Origin of the sequence: Moorella mulderi DSM 14980 (assembly GCF_001594015.1) — a bacterium.
Taxonomy (GTDB): Bacteria; Bacillota; DSM-521; order Neomoorellales; family Neomoorellaceae; genus Neomoorella; species Neomoorella mulderi.
The window spans coordinates 32,257-48,052 of the sequence record NZ_LTBC01000009.1; the positions used below are offsets into that span (position 1 = coordinate 32,257).

Annotated in this window: 17 protein-coding genes; 3 read left to right on the forward strand and 14 right to left on the reverse strand. The window is 53.9% G+C overall.

Features of this window, described 5'->3' with window-relative positions; all coding sequences use genetic code 11:
* Positions 1 to 2,562 (forward strand): cation-translocating P-type ATPase, encoded by a 2,562-nt coding sequence (locus tag MOMUL_RS10620; protein WP_062284787.1) that lies wholly within the window; start codon positions 1 to 3, stop codon positions 2,560 to 2,562.
* Positions 2,563 to 2,640: 78 nt separating this feature from the next.
* The gene (locus MOMUL_RS10625; RefSeq protein ID WP_062284789.1) at positions 2,641 to 3,093 is read left to right on the forward strand and encodes a hypothetical protein; all 453 of its coding nucleotides are present in this window, start codon (positions 2,641 to 2,643) and stop codon (positions 3,091 to 3,093) included.
* A gap of 164 nt (positions 3,094 to 3,257) precedes the next feature.
* Here the strand turns inward: MOMUL_RS10625 and MOMUL_RS10630 are convergent, their stop codons facing one another.
* Positions 3,258 to 4,448 carry a pyridoxal phosphate-dependent aminotransferase gene (locus tag MOMUL_RS10630; protein ID WP_062284791.1) on the reverse strand — a complete coding sequence of 397 codons (1,191 nt, stop codon included), beginning with the start codon at positions 4,446 to 4,448 and terminating at the stop codon, positions 3,258 to 3,260.
* Positions 4,449 to 4,533: 85 nt separating this feature from the next.
* Entirely contained in the window at positions 4,534 to 5,310 is a 777-nt protein-coding gene (locus MOMUL_RS10635) for a fumarylacetoacetate hydrolase family protein (RefSeq protein WP_062284794.1), read from the reverse strand.
* 212 nt (positions 5,311 to 5,522) lie between these two features.
* Here MOMUL_RS10635 and MOMUL_RS10640 point away from each other — a divergent pair, with 212 nt between their 5' ends.
* Positions 5,523 to 5,732 carry a dodecin family protein gene (locus MOMUL_RS10640; protein ID WP_062284796.1) on the forward strand — a complete coding sequence of 70 codons (210 nt, stop codon included), beginning with the start codon at positions 5,523 to 5,525 and terminating at the stop codon, positions 5,730 to 5,732.
* Between the two features lie 39 nt (positions 5,733 to 5,771).
* Here MOMUL_RS10640 and hepT read toward each other — a convergent pair whose 3' ends face one another.
* From hepT to MOMUL_RS10700, 12 genes are all read right to left on the reverse strand, one after another.
* Positions 5,772 to 6,194, reverse strand: a complete 423-nt coding sequence (gene hepT, locus MOMUL_RS10645; RefSeq protein WP_062284798.1) for a type VII toxin-antitoxin system HepT family RNase toxin — start codon at positions 6,192 to 6,194, stop codon at positions 5,772 to 5,774.
* Complete coding sequence (gene mntA / locus MOMUL_RS10650; protein ID WP_062284800.1) at positions 6,187 to 6,633, reverse strand: type VII toxin-antitoxin system MntA family adenylyltransferase antitoxin; 447 nt, start codon at positions 6,631 to 6,633, stop codon at positions 6,187 to 6,189. Before mntA ends, hepT begins: the two co-directional genes overlap by 8 nt.
* 84 nt (positions 6,634 to 6,717) lie before the next feature.
* Positions 6,718 to 7,113 carry a secondary thiamine-phosphate synthase enzyme YjbQ gene (locus MOMUL_RS10655; protein ID WP_062284802.1) on the reverse strand — a complete coding sequence of 132 codons (396 nt, stop codon included), beginning with the start codon at positions 7,111 to 7,113 and terminating at the stop codon, positions 6,718 to 6,720.
* 115 nt (positions 7,114 to 7,228) lie between these two features.
* Positions 7,229 to 7,909: a helix-turn-helix transcriptional regulator gene (locus MOMUL_RS10660; protein WP_201786513.1), complete on the reverse strand. Its 681-nt coding sequence runs from the start codon at positions 7,907 to 7,909 to the stop codon at positions 7,229 to 7,231.
* Positions 7,910 to 8,049: 140 nt separating this feature from the next.
* Positions 8,050 to 9,396, reverse strand: coding sequence for a M20/M25/M40 family metallo-hydrolase (locus MOMUL_RS10665; protein ID WP_062284805.1), 1,347 nt, complete (start codon positions 9,394 to 9,396; stop codon positions 8,050 to 8,052).
* A 95-nt stretch (positions 9,397 to 9,491) separates the two neighbouring features.
* Entirely contained in the window at positions 9,492 to 10,376 is an 885-nt protein-coding gene (locus tag MOMUL_RS10670) for a DeoR/GlpR family DNA-binding transcription regulator (RefSeq protein ID WP_062284806.1), read from the reverse strand.
* An 81-nt stretch (positions 10,377 to 10,457) separates the two neighbouring features.
* A complete protein-coding gene (locus tag MOMUL_RS10675) occupies positions 10,458 to 11,147 on the reverse strand; it encodes an AroM family protein (RefSeq protein ID WP_062284808.1) in 690 nt (229 codons plus the stop codon).
* Positions 11,135 to 11,809 (reverse strand): aspartate/glutamate racemase family protein, encoded by a 675-nt coding sequence (locus MOMUL_RS10680; RefSeq protein WP_064774393.1) that lies wholly within the window; start codon positions 11,807 to 11,809, stop codon positions 11,135 to 11,137. Before MOMUL_RS10680 ends, MOMUL_RS10675 begins: the two co-directional genes overlap by 13 nt.
* The gene (locus MOMUL_RS10685) at positions 11,797 to 12,948 is read right to left on the reverse strand and encodes an S-methyl thiohydantoin desulfurase family protein (RefSeq protein WP_062284811.1); all 1,152 of its coding nucleotides are present in this window, start codon (positions 12,946 to 12,948) and stop codon (positions 11,797 to 11,799) included. The genes MOMUL_RS10680 and MOMUL_RS10685 overlap by 13 nt, the downstream gene beginning before the upstream one ends.
* Before the next feature lie 15 nt (positions 12,949 to 12,963).
* A complete protein-coding gene (locus MOMUL_RS10690) occupies positions 12,964 to 13,770 on the reverse strand; it encodes an ABC transporter permease (RefSeq protein WP_062284813.1) in 807 nt (268 codons plus the stop codon).
* 2 nt (positions 13,771 to 13,772) lie between these two features.
* Entirely contained in the window at positions 13,773 to 14,645 is an 873-nt protein-coding gene (locus tag MOMUL_RS10695) for an ABC transporter permease (protein WP_062284814.1), read from the reverse strand.
* Complete coding sequence (locus tag MOMUL_RS10700; protein ID WP_062284816.1) at positions 14,642 to 15,778, reverse strand: S-methyl thiohydantoin desulfurase family protein; 1,137 nt, start codon at positions 15,776 to 15,778, stop codon at positions 14,642 to 14,644. The genes MOMUL_RS10695 and MOMUL_RS10700 overlap by 4 nt, the downstream gene beginning before the upstream one ends.
* Positions 15,779 to 15,796 lie beyond the last annotated feature (18 nt).

Below are 15,796 nucleotides of genomic sequence, written 5' to 3' on the forward strand. Positions count from 1 at the left end.
ATGCCGGCCCCCTGCCCCTGGAGCCAGGCGCCGGGAGATGTTCTGGCCTGGCAGCAGGTAGACCCGGAGCAGGGTCTAAGTACCGCTGAAGCCCAGAGGCGCCTGAAAATTTATGGTCCCAACCGCACGCTGGCCCGTCCCGTCCTATCCTTCTGGCATATCTTTGCCGAAGAAATCCGCGAGCCCATGATCCTTTTACTCCTGGCGGTGGCTGCCGCCTATTTCCTCCTGGGAGAACTGGGGGAAGCCCTGGCCGTAACGGTCATTATCCTGGGTATCGTCTTCATTGAGGTAGGCACCGAGTTTCGCGCCAAGAAGGCTATTGCCGCCCTCCAGGACCTGAACGCCCCCACTACCCCGGTCCTGCGCCAGGGCAAAGTAGAGGCCATTAATACTGAAGACGTTGTCCCCGGCGATATCCTGGTGCTCCAGCCCGGCAACCGCGTGCCGGCCGACGCCCGCCTCCTGGTGAGCGCCGGACTAGCCGTCGATGAGTCCCCCCTTACCGGGGAATCCCTGCCGGTGGAAAAACATACCCGCCCCCTGGACCCGGCGACCCCCCTGCCCGACCGTCACAATATGGTTTATCAGGGTACGGTAATATCCCGGGGTGAAGGTCTGGCCTGCGTGGTAGCCACAGGTCTGGAGACCGAACTGGGGCGGATTGTTGGCCTTACGCGCCGGGCCCGTGAGCCCCGCACCCCCCTGCAGCAGTTCATGCGGGAACTGAGCCGGGTCCTGGCGCTAGTTGCCCTGGCTTTTGCCGTGCTTATCCCTTTCCTCCAGTTCCTGGTGGCCAGGGAACCCTGGCCCCGGGCGGTCCTCACCGGCCTGAGCCTGGCCTTTGCCACCATACCCGAAGAACTCCCCATCCTGGTGACCATGGTCCTGGGCCTGGGGTCTCTAAAGCTCGCCCGGGAAAAGGCCCTGGTCCGGCGCCTGCGAGCCGCTGAAACCCTGGGACACATCACCACCGTGGTCACCGACAAGACGGGTACCCTGACGGCCAACCGCCTCACCCTGGAAGCCCTCTGGCTGCCGGGGGAAGGAGAACTCCTGTCCCCTGCCCTGGCCCGGCAGGATAACGCGGCCGGTGAATTACTCCTGGCCGCCCTCCTGACCCAGAGCCCGGTTACTGCCTTGGAAGCCTGTGACCCCCTGGAAAAGGCCCTGGCCGAAGGTGGAGGGCACCTGGACCTGCCCAGGGAAGAATTGCTGGCCTTTTACCCTTTAAACCAGGAACAACGCTGGGTAGGGGCCCTGCGCGCTAGCCAGGCCGGGGCTACCCTATATGTCAAGGGAGCGGCGGAAGAAGTGCTGGCCATGTGTACCGGTCCCCCCACCCGCGAGGCTACCGCCGCCACCCTGGCGCAATTTGCCGGCCAAGGTAAGCGGGTCCTGGCAGTAGCCAGGCGCTTTTTCTCCAGCCAGGACCTGCCGGCAGGGGCTGCTGCAGCCGGCCAGGACCTCACTTTCCTGGGATTTTTAATCTTTGCCGATTCCTTACGCCCTGAGGCTGCCGCGGCAGTGGCCGCCGTGCAGCGGGCCGGGATCAAGGTCTACCTGGCCACCGGCGACCACCCCGAGGCAGCCCGCAGTATTGCCCGCCAGGTAGGTATACCGGCAGAGAAATTACTGGCCGGCGCCGAACTGGAGCAATTAAATCCGGAGGATTGGGATCCCTTTCTCCAGGAAACCCGTGTCCTGGCGCGCATAACACCGGAGCAGAAACTCCAGTTAGTCCAGGCCCTGCAGGCTAAAGGGGAAATAGTCGCCATGATCGGCGATGGTATTAATGATGCCCCGGCCCTGGCGGTGGCCCACGTGGGCCTGGCCATGGGCCGCCAGGGTACCGATGTCGCCCGGGAGGCCGCCGGCGTGGTTTTAAGCGACGACTGCTTTTCTACCCTGGCCACGGCCATCCGCCAGGGGCGGGGCCTCCTGGCGAACCTGCAAAAGTCGGTGCGCTATTACCTGGCAGTGAAGGTAGCCCTCATCGCCACCATGCTGGTACCTGCCGCCCTGGGGCAACCGGCTCCCTTTTCGCCCCTGATGATTATTCTCCTGGAACTGTTCATGGACCTGGCGGCCTCAACCGCCTTTGTCATCGAGCCCCCGGAGGAGCCTCTCATGGAACGCCCCCCGCGCCGGCCCGGCCGGCCCTTCCTGGACCGGCCCATGGTCCAGGTGATCTTTGCCGGAGGCCTGCTCCTGGCCCTGGCAGTAGGGCTGGCCTACCAGGGCCTCGAAGTCTGGTGGGGACCGGCCCCTGTACCTATAAGGCAAACTGCCGCCTTTGCCACCTGGATGCTGGGGCATGTCCTGCTGGCCTACGCCTTAAGGACCCAGAGCCTGCCCCCTTACCGCCAGGGGTTCTTTAGCAACAGTGTCCTTAATCTCTGGGCCCTGGGGGCGGCAGCAGTAACACTGATGGCTGTCTACCTGACGCCCCTGCAAGCTGTCCTGGGTACCGGCACCCTACCCACCGGGGCTTGGGGGTTGGTGGCCGGGGCCGCCCTGCTGCCCGGCCTGGTGATGCTGCTCTACCGTCCTGGACATTGAAGGGAGGTTTGCAGTAATAAGAACTGCCATTGCCCATCCCGCGAGATAATGGTACAATTGTATCAGGGAGGGACAAATATGCCTGAAGAAGCCAGAAAAGAAATAGCTGCCGGGACAGATGAAATATTCTACCCTAGAGGTTTTGACCCATTCAATTACCTGGTCCAGCAGCTTAATAACATGGATGCACGCTTGGAAACCAGGTTTAGTAAGGTGGAAACCCGGTTTACCGAGTTAGAAAATGAATTTGAAAACCGCTTTACCGAGCTAGAGAGCAAATTTGAAAACCGGTTTACCGAGCTAGAGAACAAATTTGAAAACCGTTTTACCAGGCTAGAAAATGAAATTGGTACTATGCGGCAAGACATGGGCTCATTACGTGAAGAAATACATCGAGTACGCGAAGAAATGCATCGAGAGCTGCGCAGCGTTCAACGCTGGTCATTCGGTATCGTAGCAGGTGTTATTGTCGGATTCATAGGCGTCATTACCTCCCTCCTTGTTATTCTGGCCAGGCTGCCCCTAAACTAGCTCTGGTAATTAAGACGTTACCCGCTCGGATGATTTCACCGGGCGGTTTTTGATTCTTACACTAAAAAGCCCGGGATTGACCCGGATTTCTGGAGGATTAATGCCTGCCAATCATTTTTAGAAGTTTAAGCCCGGGATTAACCCCGGGCTTAAGAGTGGCGGTTTTATTGCAATTCCCCGACAAAGGCTTTGAACCGCTCCAAGCCGGCTTCGATCTGGGTCATCGAGGTGGCATAGGAAAGGCGTAAGAATGGGTCGGCGCCAAAGGCAATGCCTGGGACCACGGCTACCTGGTATTCATTAAGGAGAACCGTGGCCACGTCGGTAGAACTGGCCAGCACCTGGCCTCGGAAGCGGCGGCCAAATAGCTTGCCGATGTACGGGAAAACATAGAAGGCACCGCCGGGCTGGTTGCACATCACACCCGGCAGTTCCCTTAATCCTGCCAGGATGCGGTTGCGGCGCTGTTCAAACTCGCAGCGCATTGCTTCCACCGGTTCCTGGCTGCCGGTCAGGGCGGCCACCGCCGCCTTCTGGGCTATAGAAGTAGGGTTGGAAGTCGAGTGGCTCTGGAGGTCGGTCATGGCCGTGGCAACTGGCCGGGGAGCGGCGGCATAGCCAATCCGCCAGCCGGTCATGGCATAGGTTTTGGACACGCCGTCGATCAGGATGGTGCGCTCTTTTATTTCCGGCCCCAGGGCGGCGATGCTGGTGTGGGTGAGACCATCATAGAGCAGGGCGGCATATATTTCATCGGAAATAACCATCAGGCCATGGGACAGGATTACTTCCGCCAGGGCTTCTAATTCGCTCCGGCTGTAGACCACCCCGGTGGGATTGCAGGGCGAATTGAGGATTAAGAGTTTGGTCCGGGGAGTCAGGGCTGCCTTCAGGGCCGCCGGGGTTAACTTGAAATCCGTAGTAGCATCGGTATTTACTACCACCGGGACCCCGCCGGCCAGCTTAATTTGCTCGTAATAACTTACCCAGTAGGGGGCGCTAAGGATTACTTCATCACCTTCGTTAAGTAAGACCTGCATGGCGTTGTAAAGGGAGTGTTTGGCGCCGCACGATACCACTATGTTGGCAGGCTCATAGCTTAAACCCCGGACCTTCAGGCTGTCGCAGACTGCCTGGCGCAGTTCCGGGATCCCGGCCACGGGCGTGTAACGGGTAAAGCCGGCCTTTAAGGCGTCAATGGCTGCTTGCTTGATATGTTCGGGCGTGTCGAAATCAGGCTCGCCGGCACTGAAATTGATTACCTGAATACCTTTAGCCTTCATGGCTTTGGCCTGGGCATCTATAGCCAGGGTAGGGGATGGGCTGATGCCGGCAGCCCTCCGGGCAATTTCCACTATAAATCCCTCCAGCGTTAATGATATTTTTATTATTTCTCTTGCTGCTGATTTTGTAAAGGTTTTGGGAGGGATGTACACAGTATTATACGCTAGGAGCAACTATCCTGTTGACAAGGCTTCCTACTTCCTCCACCCTGATCTCGATGGTATCACCCACTTGCATGGGGCCCACTCCTTCGGGTGTGCCGGTCAGGATGATATCCCCTGGTAAAAGGGTCATCACCTGGGAAATAAAACTCACCAGGAAGGGCACACAAAAGATCATCTGGGAGGTACGGCCGTCCTGCTTTAGCTCGCCGTTTAAAAAAGACTGGACACGAAGGTCAGCAACGTCTATCCCTCGAACGATATAAGGCCCGATGGGTAGAAAAGTATCGAAACCCTTAGACCTGGTCCACTGGCCGTCTTTCTGCTGCAGGTCCCGGGCCGTAACGTCATTCCCTACGGTATAGCCAAAAATATACTCCTCAGCTTCTTCTTCCTTAACATTATGGGCCTCGCGGCCGATGACAACGGCCAGCTCGGCTTCGTAATCAAGGCGTTTGACCATGGGCCAGTAAATTATGTTTGCATTTGGACCAATAACGCTTGTCGGCGGTTTGATAAAGATGACCGGGTCTTCCGGCACCTTCTCGGCCATTTCCGCAGCATGGCTGCGGTAGTTCAACCCCACGCAAACAGCCTTGCCGGGCCGGCAGGGAGCCAGGAGCGTGACTTCGTTCAAATTGAAGCGCCGGCCGTTTTCGCGGTACGCCCCGAAAATATCGCCTTCCAGGGCGATAATCGTCTCTCCATCCAGGCGGCCGTAAAAGGTTTCTTCCCCTGCGGCAAAGCGCACAAATTTCTCGACTTTTACCATGACTTTGCCTCCTTCTGCCCTTTTATGCCAATAAAATGTTCCCGGGCCTAAGTTTATTTAGTTCAAGCTCCGAAGATAAAATCCTCCTGGCTTTTAAAATAAAATTGCCGGAAATCCCGTTTATTATCCCGTTCAGGGAAAGGGATTATTTCATCAGCCCGGGGAATAATAAAAAAACAGTATGATTTTAAATAAGGAAGGGAGGTTTTCCTTTGCACGTTAAAGTAGTAGAACTGGTGGGCGAATCGCCCCATAACTGGAAGGATGCCGTCGAGCAAGCCGTGGCTGAAGCCAGCCGGGAGATCCGGAACATTTCTGGGGTGGAGGTATATAACCTAACGGCCAACGTTGAGGACGGTAAGCTAACCGAGTTTAAAGCTAACGTGAAAATCGCTTACGCCGACCATAGCGCCGATCTATAATAAATGTAAGCCCCGGGAATCGCCGGGGCTTCATATTAGCTAAAAACTCCAACCTATGTACTTGATAACGTATCGAGCAAATTGACGGAAATCATCCAAGTGATTTTTCATGATATCTGCCACCTTTTCCATATCTACCTTGCCGTATTCATGTACCAGAATATTTCTAAAGCCCGCCATACCGGAAATATCCCGGGCAAACTTTTCAGGTAAAACCCCTAGCTTTGCCAGTTCTCCGAAAATGTCGCTATATTCGTCTACAGTAATTCCTTCCTCGGCCAGGATATGAGTACCAATATCTAGTACCACCTGGATGCTAAGTTGCAAACCATGTTCCACTATCCAGGCCAAGTCCAGATCTTGCTCCAGCTCAAGGGCCTTTGCATTCTTGTGTTTCTCCAACTGTCTCAAATAACGTTCCAGTTGTTGAAGTTTTTGTTGAACAACACCTGCATCAACCACTACCTGTACCTCCGAAGCGCCCCTCGGCCAGCCTTTTCAGCATATACTGTTTCTGAAGCCTTAACACAGGCTGGAAATCCAAATAAGCGCATAGCGTTTTTTCATGAAAGCGAATGCGGGCCCTGCTATCGCGGCAGAAAAGGATTTTGCCATCACGTATAACGCGAAAACGTAGAACTAAAGGCGCTTCATTGAGGATAACTAAATCCAGGGGCTGCCGGAGCTGCTGCCTCATGGTGATCAACAAATCACTTCTATAACCATAAGGTCCGCTCGGTGGTATTCGCTTTTCATCTAGATAAATAGCAACGTCCACATCACTAAGCTTATGCGCCTTTCCCCGGGCGTAGGAACCAAAGAGATAAGCAAACTTAATTTCTTCTCTCTTTATAAGGGCCTCCCGCAAGCGTTCTGCCAGAGAAAGGAGAGTATCCTCCATGAGCTCACCACTTCTATGCCACTATTATCTTCCACTACGGGTATATTATACCATTGGCCTTCCTGGCTGTCGAGCAATTTATCTCTATCCCTCCCACACCTTGATATGCACCTTGCGCCGGCGGGGACCGTCGAATTCGCAGAAATAAATGCCCTGCCAGGTACCGAGCACCAGGTTGCCGTTATATACAATCACCGTCTGGCTGCTGCCCATGAGGGAGGCTTTGATGTGAGCCGGCGAGTTGCCTTCGCCGTGGCGGTAACCTCCTGCCGGAACAATTCTGGCCAGAGCCGCCAGGATATCGGCTACCACATCCGGGTCGGCATTTTCATTTATGGTCACCCCGGCCGTCGTGTGGGGTACGTAGACCATACAGAGGCCTTCCTTTACGCCTGCCTGCTGTACTGCCCTGGCTGCCAGGTGGGTAATATCAACCATGGCCTCTTTGCTTGGCGTCTGGAGATCAAAGGTAAAAAGCATCCTGTCCTTCCTCCTGAAAATTGCTGCCGGAAACCATGCCGTCTTTTTCTTAAGGGCCTGATTCCCAGCCCGCACCCCCATCGCCACTATCTAGGTCAACCCAGGTTTTGTTGCCCTATAGTACGGCCCGCCGGTAGCCTTTAAGGGCCCGGGCTTCCTCAAGGTAATTATAAATGGTATATTTAGAAACTGCCAAGGCCTGGGCGACGACATCCACTGCCCCCTTGACCAGGAAAACACCCCGGTCATCGAGCATTTCCACGGCCTTAACTTTTTCTTCCTTGGTCATGACCGGTACCGGTTTGCCAAGTTCCTGCAGGACGCTTTCCACCACGTTATCAACCACTTCGTTAATGTCCTGGGCAAATTGCTCCTGGGTTCGTTCAAAGCCTGCGTCAGCCAGGTCCTTTAGCTGGCAGAAGTCCTCCAGTATATTTTTAGCGAGCTGGAACTCCGTAAGATCAAAGTTAATACACAGGCAACCAATAATCTTACCGCTGTTATCACGGATAAATATGGTGGATGATTTCAAGACCTTACCGTCCTTAGTCCGGTTAAGATAACCGATTAAATCCTTGGTGGCGTCGCCGTAACGTTGCAGGGCTTCCAGCACCAGGTTGGTAACCGGGGCGCCGATTTCTCTATTAGTCACCGATCCGGCTTTGAAAATAAGGGAACTGGACGGCTCGCTGAGATCATGAAGAACAACTTCGCAATTTTTACCAAAGGTTGCTGCTATGCCCTCGGCTACAGGCTTCATCGCCTCTAATGCTGGATGGATTGGGCTTGCCGCCATAGTCAGCCTCCTTGCTAAGCTTTATGAAAAGTATTATACACTAAAATTAATCATTTGTTGATTTAACGTCAAGAATTGCTCCCGTCATGGACAGGTGAGAACAATATCCGTGGTTATCGAGGATGGTTCAACACCGGCATTCAGCTACAGAATCTACGTACTACATTGTACAACAGGCGGGTACCAAAAAGCAGGTTCTCTACCGAAATTCGTTCATTATGACTGTGTAATAATTCCCTCACCGGCGCGTCGGGATCCGGTCGCGTGGGCATAAAGCCATACACTCGGACTCCGTTCCTCTTGCATAAGTGCTTGGCATCTGTCCCACCTGTAGAAAGAAATGGCACTAGTGCTGCACCTTGCTCCTCCTCAGCAATTACCTCTGCCATACAACGGTACAACTCGGAGTCGGGGTCGGCCTCCAAACCAGAGCCCGAATCTATGACTTCCACCTCAACACCTCCTAGCGGCGATAACTGCTCCCGTACACGGTCTAAGAAGGCGGCTGGTTCAGAACCCGGCACCAGTCTGGCATCTACCATCAGGGTGGCCTCCGACGGTATCACGTTTATTTTTTCCCCCGCCTTCAATATGGTAGGGCTAAGGGTATCATGGGTTGTCGCATAAATATCTGCTGCCAGGCCCTCGGGGAGTAGGGAAGTTTCCTCGGCGTTAAGCCTGCAACCCCGGGCGAGCTTGTCCAGGACAGTAACGACTTCCGGGGGCTGGCCAGCCGCCGTAATCCGGAAAAACTCCCGGATGGTCTGCGTCATCCTGGCTGACATTTTCATTTCGTTCAGCGATTGCAATACCCGGCCCATTAGGAATATGGGGTTATCTGAAGTGGGCCTTGAAGCGTGACCCCCCTTGCCTTTCGTTGTCACCCGGAAGCGACACCGACCTTTCTCGCCTACCTGACATGCATAGTATCTATGGCTACCCAGAACGAACCCATACCCACCTCCCTCATTGATGACGTAGGGAGCATCTATCAAGTCAGGTCGATTGGCTACCAGCCATCCTGCACCCCATTTGCCTCCTGTCTCTTCATCTGCGGTAGCAGCCAGGATTAAATCGCGGCCCAGCTTTCTCCCCTGGCGCCAGAGGAGTAATAGAACCATAACTTCCATTACAGTAAGACCCTTGCAATCTAAAGTACCTCGGCCCCAAATATATCCTCCGGCCAGCTCACCCGAGAAGGGATCGCGCTCCCACTTATCACGCTCTACACCGACAACGTCCAGATGCGAAAGGAGTAACAAAGGGTCCCCCCGCTCGCCAGAGCCGGAAAGACGGCAAATCAGGCTCCCGCGCCCGGGCTGAGGTTCTATCACCTCCGGCGACAGACCCTCTCTCCGTAGAATTTCAGCTAGATAGAATGCAGCTGCAGTTTCGTTTCCAGGAGGGTTGGTAGTATCTATCCGTACTAACCCCTGAAGAATAGACGTGGCTTCTTCAGCAACCGCTCCCCAATCAACATCTTGCATTTATCAGCTACCTCCAATCGATAGCCCATGGTAAATTTAACCAAATCATTTGCTTCAGTTGTACATCCGGACCGAGTAAACAAAAACCGGCCTATCTATTGTCTTTTCTCGAATCCGCTCTTACTCCATTTCCGCCAGGCGCAGGACCGGTGCTCCCGGCATTTTGGGCAGCCTGCCCGACATTCTTCCATACTCCTGGAACTGCCGCTGGTACAAGCACCCTTCACGTCTAAAACAACGGATATCGCTGCCTGCACCTTTGCTTCATCGCCTTCAGCCACCATCGTTGTGGCCCCCTCGGCCCCGTTTATTCCTCCCCGGCCAATTACCGTGCAGATTGCGCCAGAAAGTATTTCCACTGCCTCCCTTTCCGTAACTACATGACCCACAACTGGCATAAGGCCAACTGCCATGCCCATGGACCACGACGTACCGGTCAGGCCGCAATGTTTTATTGCTTCATCCACAGGCCCGGGTATCAGTTTTTCGAGCCCACAAGCTACGAAAACCTTAACCCCTTGTGCCATCAAGCCTGACAAAGCCCTCCCTGGATTACCCCCCAGCAGGCTTCCAGCCATCATCGCCGCCCTTCCCTGGGGGTCCAGGGCATTTGCACCCAGCACCGCTACATCTCCTAACGAAAGAGAAGCTACCTCCTCTGCGAAACAACCATCGATGTTCCGCCAACTACCCTTTTCCAGGATGATACTGTGAGGTGAATCATCGCCGGAATCCCAAGCTGCTTTAGTCCCTCGAGGAGTAACTCGCCCGGAAATGCGCAACGCCACCTTTGCCAGTTGTTCCGCCACAGCCGATACTGTGGTACCGCCCTTAAGAAGTATTCGGCCTGTTTCTAGAGCCCGTCTCACATCAGGCAAAGCCGCGATGGCGCGGGCTATTAAAAGCTTCCCTTCAGGTACCGTAAGTGTGAACTGCGCTCGCACCATCCCTCCCAGCCCTGCCACTTCTTCGGCTTTCAAGGTAAATCCTCCCTGCTGTTTTTGACTTCTTTCAAGTTGCTATACAAGATATAAGGGTGCAAGTGTCTCACCACGGGCGCTCTAGCAGGAGGATAATAGCTCCTGAACCACCCGGGCGACCAGTGACCGGGCCAAGATTACCCGCTCTCCAAATACCTTGCGTACCAAGGATTTCATTGTGGTTGAATATCCGAAGCAATTCATAAACACCAGGTCGCACCCCGCTTTTGCCAGGGCCTCGGCCGCTTGCTCTATTCCCTGCTCTATCCGTTCCAGAGGGCCATACGGGGATGCGTCCTTCGCCACCACCCGGACACCAAGGTGTTCAAAATCTGCCTGGGCTGCCGCGACTTGCTCCGGAAGCGGAACCAGCACTCCCAACAACCCGTGACCGACCAGTGCCTTTACTACTGAATGGCACACTTCAGAAGATCTCATTAACCTTGGCTCCGGAGGAAGGCCTGAAAAGTTGCCCGTGCACATGAGTACAACCAGTTCGCTACCCTCCATAAGTGCCTTGTGAGCCTGCCTCTCGATCAAGGGTATCAGGGCCTTCTTAGCTAGTACCGCCGTCTTGCCAGAACGGAGGGGTGTCACGATACGAGCCTCTTCGCCCACCGGTGCCAAATTGGCGATGTCCCTCGGCTCCAAACCGTCTAGGACTCCCAGTTCCTGCACGCAATGTTCTCCACCCAGGATACCACTGAACTCGGATACCAAGGAATCAGGGCGCGGTGTCTGGCCCATCATAAGTAAGGTTACGCGCGCCAACTTCTGATCGCCTCCCACAGCATAGCTCCCGCCGCCACTACGGGATCCACCACCGGTACACCGCACTCAAGTCGCAATAATGGCGCTAAACCCATACTAGACATAGCGCAACACCCAAAGAGAATTACGTCAGCGCCATCCTTAAGTGCCTGACGCGCTACATCTACTACAGCCTGCTTGCCCTGCCCAGATAGCAGATCACAAGCCGTCCGCATGCCCGGGACCGAATAGAAATTCAAAAACCGCCTACCAAGGATACTTTTAATAGGCCGGGGAACAGCCCCCTCCAGGCCCAAAACAGCCACTCGGTTGCCTTGTGCCGCCGCTACCGCTGCTCCGGAGGATCCCGCCCCTACTACCGGTATGCTTACTACTTTGCGCACCTCCACCAGGCCCGGGTCGGCGGCGCAAGTTATCGCCAAGGCATCTAAGCCATCTGCCATCTCTTCTGCTAACCTAATAATCTTTGGCACCGCAAGTTGCTCTGTGTTATCATCAAAAATTCCCTGGGGTTGGTCAGGAATGCATCGAGAGATGGTCCGCATCCAGGGGAAAGCTGCTTCTAGGACCCTGCCGTGTGCTCCTAACGTCTCTTCATCGTCAGTGGTTAGTACACGGATTAGTCCGACGTGAGCCTCAGATACACATGTCACTGGTGGCATCCCCCTTTTGCATTCAAAACCTCTTCTATCGGTCGGTACTCGAAATCAAAGCCAAAATGACCTGGTCCAAGGTTTGCCAATCCATCAGGTGTCCGGTACTGCGGCCTGGCGCGCAGGGCAACAACAGCCACCTTCTGGCCCGCAGCTACCTGTGGGTTGGTCAGGGGGATACCATTGCTCGTATCTATGACAGAAATTAGGTCCGGAGCTGTGATGTAAGGAATATCATCGAGCCAGCTTATCAGGTTTTCATTCTTATACCAGATCCTCAGCGTACGGCCCTGCCAGGAACCCTCTCCCTTGATCACATGTTCTCCCCAGAAAAATCCGTCGCGATTTTCTCCCCCAGTTTTAAATACTTCTCCCCGGAATATAACCCAACCGCTGGCACTAGCAGCAGCGACCTCAGCCACATCTCTTCCTTCCAATCGTGCCTCGAGCATTGCCCTTCCTACCTGCAATGCCTCACTAAGAGTGTACAAAACAGCAACATTTCTGGCGTCGCGCACCTTCTTTAAAAAGCCGGCCACACCGGTATGCCCGAACGATGCCACCGCAAGGTGCCTTACTATTCGCTCCGCTACCTGGGGGCTAAGGGCTTCTTTAACAACACATCTATTACCCCAGGCATCCACAGTGGCCAGGGGCCAGATTTTCCACCCGCTCAGGCACGGAGTAGTATTGCAGAGTTCCGGAATAGCCCGCCCCGCGTAGTCTGCATCCAGTACAGGGATTCCCAGGTAAGCACCTACCGTAAGGGCAACACAAGTATTTGACGCACCTAATTCCGGTGGTACGATAGCGCCTATCTTAACGCCCGCCACCGTCTCAAGTTCACGGACCGCTTCGGCTATGTGGTAGTGAAACTGGTTTTCCTCCCGCATTCCAAGCTTCTCCTTCAGCTCAATCATCGCGGGAGTAGGCGCTCCAGTCGATCCGGTCCTGCTGACCCTAACACACCAGGCGTCCTGATCTACCTCGTCAGGATCATACCACCCCACTTTGCGTCCTGAACTCAGCTCTGTCTCAATCAACTTTCTCCCTCGGCCCGGGTCGCCCCCGCCGCCTGTACCGAAGAAAGTAAGCCCTGTCAGAAAAGCCTCAATATCTTCTGCATCTTTCAAGAATGTTGTAGCCATTTTCTATCCCTTCCATCATTTACTGCCCCAATACATACTCTCGAGGCCGACGAATTTCTCAGTCACCAAGATGATAACGGCAGTCATAACAATTGTCACAGTACCGACCGCTGCGGCCGTCGGATCAAACTCAAACCGTAAATAATCGAACACCTGTATTGGCAATGGTGTCATGCCAACTCCTGACAGCAATAGAGAAATAGGGAACTGGTCAAAGGATGTAATGAAGGAAAACATGGCTCCAGATATAATGCCTCCCTTGATAAGAGGCAACGTAATCCTACCCAATGTCGTGAACGGCCTGGCTCCTAGGCTCCTTGCGGCTTCTTCCAGGCTCCTGTCAAAATTATACAGTGCAGCGCTCACGGCTAAAAACACGTAGGGCATGGTAACTAATACATGACCCAAGAGCAACCCTGCGTACGTCCCGCCCAAGCCAATTGTATAAAAGAAAATTAGCAGGGCAGTCCCGGTTAACATCCCCGGAAGCATCATGGGGGCGGTATGCAACACACGAAGAAAATCTTTACCTATGCGTGAGTACCTTACCACATAGAAACTGGCCATCGTTCCGATCACTGTCGATATACACGTGGTAATGAAGGCAAGTCTCAGGCTGAATATGAACGACCTAACAAACGGTTCGCTACTGAAAAACTTCTCAAACCACCGCAGGGAAAATCCCTGCGGTGGGAAACTTAAGTATTCCCCGGCGTTAAAAGCTGCAAGAACCACAATAATTATTGGTAACAGGAGAAAAACATAGATGAGAGCAACTGCCACAGCAAGCCCAATTCCACCTTGGCGTCGTTTCCCTTCCATGGCTAAGCTAGCCCCCTCATCAGCCGATTCATCGCCCTCGTATACAGCCAGATTATTAAACCTGAGACTATAAAGAGTACTATAGCTAGAGCCGAGCCAAAGGGCCAGTTAAATATATCTATCACCTGTTGTACCACCAGTATAGGTGTCATCATCACTTGAAAGCCACCTAACAACACGGGAATGGCGTAGGCACTTACTACCTGCAGAAATACCAGCAGGGTTCCTGAATAGACCCCCGGGAGACTCATTGGTAGTGTAACACTAAAGAAAGTCCTCCTTGGTGATGCCCCCAAACTCTGTGCTGCCTCCTCTAAGACCGGATCTATAGTCTGGATACTCCCAGTAAGCGTCAAGATCATAAATGGCAGGTTAATGTGTACCAGGGCAAGCATAACGCCAAAAGGGTTGTACATGAGCTTAAAGGGCCCAATTCCCAACCGTCCTAACAAACTGTTGACCAGCCCATTGTCCGCTAAGAGAACCATCCACCCATAGCAACGGATAACCACACCTACCAGAAGGGGTGACAGAATTCCTATCATCAACAATCCTTTCCACTTGGTCCGTGTTCGCGCCAAGTAGTAAGCAACCGGATACCCCAATAGCAAACATCCCAACGTTGTGCCTATGCTGTAAACCAAGGTCCACATCATTATTCTCAGGTAGTAGCTATCGCCTAGGGCCTTGGCATAGTTGGCGAGAGTAAATGCCTTCTCGTACCCTGATATCTGTCCCGGCTTACAAAAGCTTACCGGAACCATGTAGCCATAAGGTGCCACCAGCAGAAAAGATATCAGCAAAACTGAGGGTACTAGCAATAGAAATGTCGGGGCAACTTTTCCTCTCTGTCCTTGAGGTGTCAACTCGTTCACCCTCTGCCTTCAGTATCAACAGATATTGGAGAATAATCGATATCGAAACCATAGTGACGCGGTCCCAATTGCTCAATGGCTTTCTTATTACGGTGTGCCTGCCGCGCCGGCGCAACCAAAATGGCTACACAACGGCCTACCTCCAGGGAGTGGTTGGGAACCGGCTCACCTGATGACGGGTCCATTTGCATGATCATGTCAGGCGACGTCGCCCCAACTCCATCGCCGATCCACAGTAGGTGGTTTTCATTCCGGAACCAAATACGTGCTTCTTGTCCTTGCCAGTCCCCTCGGCCAATAAAATAGTGATAACCCTGGTAATATCCGTCTACGACACCAGTCTCAGCATTTACCAACTCCCCTTCAAACACGACCTTTGCGCCTGTAGCGCGGGCCGCAGCAGCCACGGGATCCGTTCCACCTTCAAGGGCCTTTCTAATCGCGCGCCCAACCTCCAGAGACTGTGATAGGGTATGCCATACCAGCACCCGCTTCGTATCCTTGCCTGAGAGAACAAATCCTGCCAATGCTGTATTGCCAAAAGCAGCCATGGCCAGCATCTTGCCTACTCGCTCAGCCATGCTATAGTTGCGTGATGCCCGAATTACCGTTATATCTCCCCACTTATCCACGCTCACCATTGGCAACATGGGTAGTCCATACAGGCATGGCGTGCACTGGGCTATCTCAGGCAGGGCACGGCCGGCATAGTCGCCATCAGGTACCAACAAATCCAGCTTGGCTGCTACACAAAGTGGCCCCGGGGTATTGGACCCCCCCAGTTCCGGACAGATAACATACTTTGGTCGGAAACCTAGGACTTCTATCAAAACTTCAGCAGCCTTTACCAGGTTATCGGGATAGGTGAAGTCTGTTAAACCCATGGCTAACTTCTTACGTTCATCTTCAGGGGTAAGGCGGGCACGGTTACCCATAAAGCTGACGCACATGGTGTAGTCATCATCCCTAATTGTCTCCGCATCAACCCATCCTACCTTCAATCCCTGGGCCAAGGCCTCACTAAACAGGCGGCGGCCTTCTTCCGGGCTTCCTCCACCTCCCGTACCTAAAAGCGTAGCTCCCCTCACCAAATCTTCAGCTTCCTGCTGTGATTTCAGCCAGAATTCACCCATAACATTGCCTCCCCACTT